The 4,944-nt window shown below is 56.1% G+C and carries 2 protein-coding genes and 2 pseudogenes; all 4 read left to right on the forward strand.

The genetic code is table 11. The features are described 5' to 3' along the window. The first annotated feature begins 860 nt into the window (after positions 1-860). Positions 861-1,874, forward strand: coding sequence for a histone deacetylase family protein (locus tag AC0L2R_RS33575; RefSeq protein WP_473514071.1), 1,014 nt, complete (start codon positions 861-863; stop codon positions 1,872-1,874). Positions 1,875-1,952: 78 nt separating this feature from the next. Beyond that, a pseudogene (locus tag AC0L2R_RS33580) lies at positions 1,953-2,338 on the forward strand (3-keto-5-aminohexanoate cleavage protein); the annotation flags it as partial. Positions 2,339-2,383: 45 nt separating this feature from the next. Beyond that, entirely contained in the window at positions 2,384-3,091 is a 708-nt protein-coding gene (locus AC0L2R_RS33585; RefSeq protein ID WP_473514072.1) for an aspartate/glutamate racemase family protein, read from the forward strand. A gap of 1,662 nt (positions 3,092-4,753) precedes the next feature. Then, positions 4,754-4,944, forward strand: a pseudogene (locus AC0L2R_RS33590) (IS110 family transposase); the annotation flags it as partial.

Consider the following 4,944-nt stretch of genomic DNA (forward strand, 5'->3'; position numbering starts at 1 on the left):
CGGGCGGCAACTACATCACCACGCTGGCCGGCGCTTCTTACTTCGACAGTGCGGTTTCGTTCGCGATCATCCGCGGCAAGCAGCGCGTCGGGAGAAGGAAAATCTGGTGAAACCAGAGCTCTTTCCACTGGCGCCGACAAGCGTCGCAAAGACGGGCCGCAGTGACCAATCCGCGGGCTTGTTGCCCCTCAATGGCGATTGATTTCGATACCCCTCCGAAGAAATATCCGGACCGAGGCGCATGGCAATCCACAACAGCTCGTTGCGCTTTAAGTCAGCGAAGCGGGCTCGCCCCGCGTCCCGCACAGTGGCGAAGGTAACGTCCTGAACGGTGCTGCGCGCCACCCCGAGATCCTGGGCACTGGGGCCCGTCCCCGGCGATTTGTCTCAATCGTTTCATGGTCAGCTTCCTCTTTGCCGGCATCACTTTCCTTGTTCAACACAAGGAGCGGCCGCAGGTCTTAACGCATTCATTTGCAGACAACGTGACATCGCCCGCACTCATCCATCAGAGCAAAGGCCGGCTGACTGAGAGCCTTCCAGCAGTTACATTGGAAACAAAATTGTTGCGAAAATTTAGAGAACCTTAATCCAAAGATAGCGCGTTTCGAGCAAGTATACTCCTGTAAACGGTTGATTTCTGCGAGGGGCCAATCGGTCCCAAAGGAAGGCTTCGTTTCGGTGGAAGAGAAGTGAACCGAAGCGCCGTGAGAATCGGAGCGCCTACTCTGCAAAGTACTTCCGTTTCTGCGATCGGTAAGGGCACCCCCCCTGAACTGCCTGAAGCTGTCTCACCAGCGATCAGGCTGTCCGATCTGCCGAAGGCTGGCCAGGCTGGGGAGATCAAGGACGCGATAGAGATGAAAATCATTCACTCGGAAGGTCATCGTAGTCACGATCCGCAAATGTTCATTTCTCACGGCAGGTTGGAGCCAAGCCCCGAACGGCCCGAACGCGCGGATGTGCTACTTGCGTCAGCCATCGCCGCTGGACACGAGGCGCTGAAGGCGAAGCCAACGGACGCCTCGGTGCTGAGGCGTGTGCATACAGTCGATTTTTTGGAGAACGGCATTTATGAATGGTTTGCGCTGCCTCAGGCAGGTCCGGAAATCGTGCCCATTACGCACCCCAACAGATTTGCATCACGTTATGCCAGTCATACTGTTGCGCGCGCCGGATTTCACCTCGCTGGCACGGCATCTCCCGTCGGCCGGGGAACGTGGGTGGCGGCTCGATCCAGCATAGATGTCGCCATCAATATTGGTAGTTTGATCGCGAGCGGTCAGCGTCGCGCGTATGGTCTCTGCCGCCCACCTGGTCATCATGCCTGCACGGACATGGCTTGGGGATTTTGCTACCTCAACAACATTGCTACGCTCGCCGAGTCACTACGGATGCAAGGAGCCGAGCACATTGCCATTCTGGATATCGACATTCACCACGGGAACGGGACTCAGCAGATCTTCTATGATCGTGCTGACGTTATGACGGTGTCTGTCCATGCCGATCCCGACAGATTTCCGATCTTCTTTAGCGGCTATGCGGATGAGGTTGGATCCGGTGCGGGAGCAGGCTTCAACCTCAATTTGCCATTAAAGCCTGGCAGCGATGATTCGGCTTTTGTCGACGCTATTTCGGTAGGCATGCGAAAGGTAAGAGATTTCGGGCCGGATGTCCTACTGGTTTCACTTGGCCTTGATGCGTACGGCGCCGATCCGCTCAGTGTATTTGACGTAAGCACCGACGGCTTTCGGAGGACTGCCCAGACAATCGGTTCGTTTGATGGACCTGTCGCCATGTTGCAGGAAGGCGGATATCCCTGTTCGGAACTCGGCGACAATCTTGTGGCATTCCTCGCAGCTATAGATGATTAACCCCAATCGCACTCTTTACGTTGTCGGGGAGATCGGCCTTGGTAACTGGGGAACAGGGCGCACTAGCTTGAATGCTTCGAGCTGGGTCATATTGAAATCGCCATGAAGCTCATACTCGAAAACAAAATTGACGGTGTTCCCCTTTTCCAATTTTGCCTTAGCACGGGTTATGGCGCTCCCGCTGTTCCGACCGCTGTGCAGGCCATGCGTGAGATTCTGCCTGCCGGGGCGATCTGGGGCGATTTGGCTGTGGGGCAGATGAAATGTCGATGGTTGGACAGTTGGTGGCTATGGGTGGGCACGTCCGGGTCAGGTTGGAAGATAACATCAGTCTCCGACGTGGCGTGCTGGCTCCCAATGCCGAGCTCGTTGACAATGCGGTTGGGATCATAGCGCGTATGGGCGCCAGCATCGCCACACCTGCCGAGGAACGTGTAATCCTCGGAGTTAAGAAGCGCGGATGACCGCCCTCGTGTGTATCAAATGTAGCTATATGTCTTGGAGGCGGAATGGCGTCGCAAATCGGAAGTTGTCTTGGCATTCTGGATCTCGAACGTGGATTGCCGCCCGGTGTGACGCCGCCAGAGCCTCTATCGGGCTCGCTGCTTAGTTCAGCTACCTTCAACTTTCCCGTAATATCAGAAACCGTCGAAGGAGCTTGGGCCGATATTGTGATGCAGGGCGATCCCGCGCTCGAGCCCGCGTTTATTGCGGCAGCGCGGAGGCTAGTCGAGCGAGGTGCAGTCACGATCAGCTCGAACTGCGGCTCGGCCATTCGACATCAAGCGGCGGTGGCTGCGGCGGTAAGTGTCCCCGTGGTGATGTCAAGCCTGCTCTTGGTGCCCGCGCTGCTCCGCCAACTGTGCCCAAAAGCAAAACTCGCTGTTGTCACAGCTGATTCGCGTGTGTTTCGAGATGATTTACTTGGGCTCAGTGATCAGGCCGAGCGGGATCGGATCGCAATCGGCGGCATCGAAGGCGGTAAGTTGTGGGAAAACGAGTTCATGCGTCCGCCACAACCGACCGATGTCGCCGATATCGAGAATGATGTAGCTGCTTGCGTCGCGCGGCTCCGCGTCGCAAATCCGGACATCGCGGCGCTACTGTTCACTTGCACTGGATTCCCGCCGGTAACGCCGGCAATCCGTCGTAGGGCAGGGCTCCCTATCTACGACATCACAACCATATGTCGGATGACGCTTGAGTCCGTTGCCTGAGACGGCGCTAAGTTTGCGAGGCAACCTTTCGATGTTGAAGAGAGTATAAATGACTGAGCAGAACGCATTACGCGTTGCGCATAGGATCTCCAAGGTGTTTGCATCGGCGGGGCTGATTGGGACTGGTTGGGCAGCTCATTTTATAAGGGCCGGTTTGCGCAAGTACGGGATCCCAACTCGGGTAGCAACAAAATGGCCGCTGACGTTAACTGCCGTAGTGCCCGCGGAATCAATTTCCGAGAGCCTCAGGTGCTCCAACTGATCCGGCACTGCCCACATTGTTTACCAGGATGTCGAGTCATCCCAATGCCGGGGTGCCCACCTCCATTATCGCGCCAGTCCATCGATATCAGAAAGGTCGAAACCGCAGAATAATCCCTCTCCTCGGGCGGCTTAGACCGCTGCGCAGTCCATGTCCACAATATGAACGCGCCCTCCATCGGCATGAGCACCTGGGCGATCGCCTTTCCAATGCCGTTTCCTCCAGCCTTAACTATAGCACGCTTACCGGCTAGCTCCAGTTCCCATATCTACCTCACTGCCTTGTCCAACGAAGCAGATCATGCTGAGGTAAAAATTCTTACCGAATGCAACTCGAGTACCCGGAATATCACGGTCAAATGACACAGAGAAGTTCAGTTACTTGTATACATGGATTGAAATAATGACAAGCTGCCGCCTGGCGGCATCGTTTTCAAAAGCGTTATCCAGGCGGCGCTAGAATCTGCTTAGACCGCAGGAGATTGGGCAAATAGATGCATGCGACCTAAAAATTTGCAACAATGGTGACCGTATCGACGGATTTGGGCACATGCATATGGCGCACTATCTGGGCGCGTTCAGTAGAGCTGCGGAGGTACGGCTCGATGCTGCGATACGTCTAAGGTCCGGATGGTTCGATGATCTCTGGCCTCGTCACCGCCGAAACGCGGCCCGCTTACAAGAAAGAAGCGATGCGGCGACAATTTGCTCCTCACTACTTGGATAGCCGAAAAGCGAGTCCATGTCGCGCAAGCGATGGTGCGTGGCTACGGAACATTACTGTCGACAGCTGGACAACTTTTCGAATTTCAACCTGCTAGCGCCGCATAGAACCATTCCTACCGGATGTGATGGCCGAGCTTTAGACGCCGTGTCGAGGCGAACAGTGGTACATTCGATCCGGGCATTGTCGGTCGCCGAATGGGCATACCGAGAATAGCATGAACTTACCTGATCTTCGTCAGTCTGTGTCGGCGACACCTTCATGCGTGTTCGTGAGGAATGATCAAATCTGAAACGGCTTCGACATGACCATTTCAGACGTTACGCTTGAATCCAGCGATCACGAGCACGCGGCGGGCTCGAGGTGTCCACCGGCTCCGTTGGCTTGCGGGTGAAAAACTCGGATCCTGGCGAAAGCTTCGATACCCACGAGACCATGAGCGCCCAGGCGATACGCCGGTCGTCAGTGGGCTGAGGCGGCCGATCAGGCTGACGAAATCGTGGGCGCGCCAACACGCGACCAAGCCCGGCGAGCGTGAGCAAAGCCACAGATCCTTAGGCCCGGCGATCCAACGTTGGGGCTCGGACAAAAAGGCCAAAGGGCTCCGGTCAGGTCGGTCTGACCTCAGATATCTCCGACTGCACGTCGCACTGCAATTAGCCGCTGCTCGCATGCATCAAGCTGTCCAGCGGCCAACAATGAGATTCGTACCAGTGAAGACGCCGGAGCAGCTCGATCTTCAAGCGATCCAACGGATCAGAAGCGGCCTCATCAGTCGCAGAACCGGAGTAATCAACCAGATCCGGTCATTCCTGCAGGACCGCGGTATCACTGTTCCACCAGGTCCGGCCGTCTTGGCTCGAAAGCT

The organism is Mesorhizobium sp. WSM4820, from assembly GCF_055811075.1.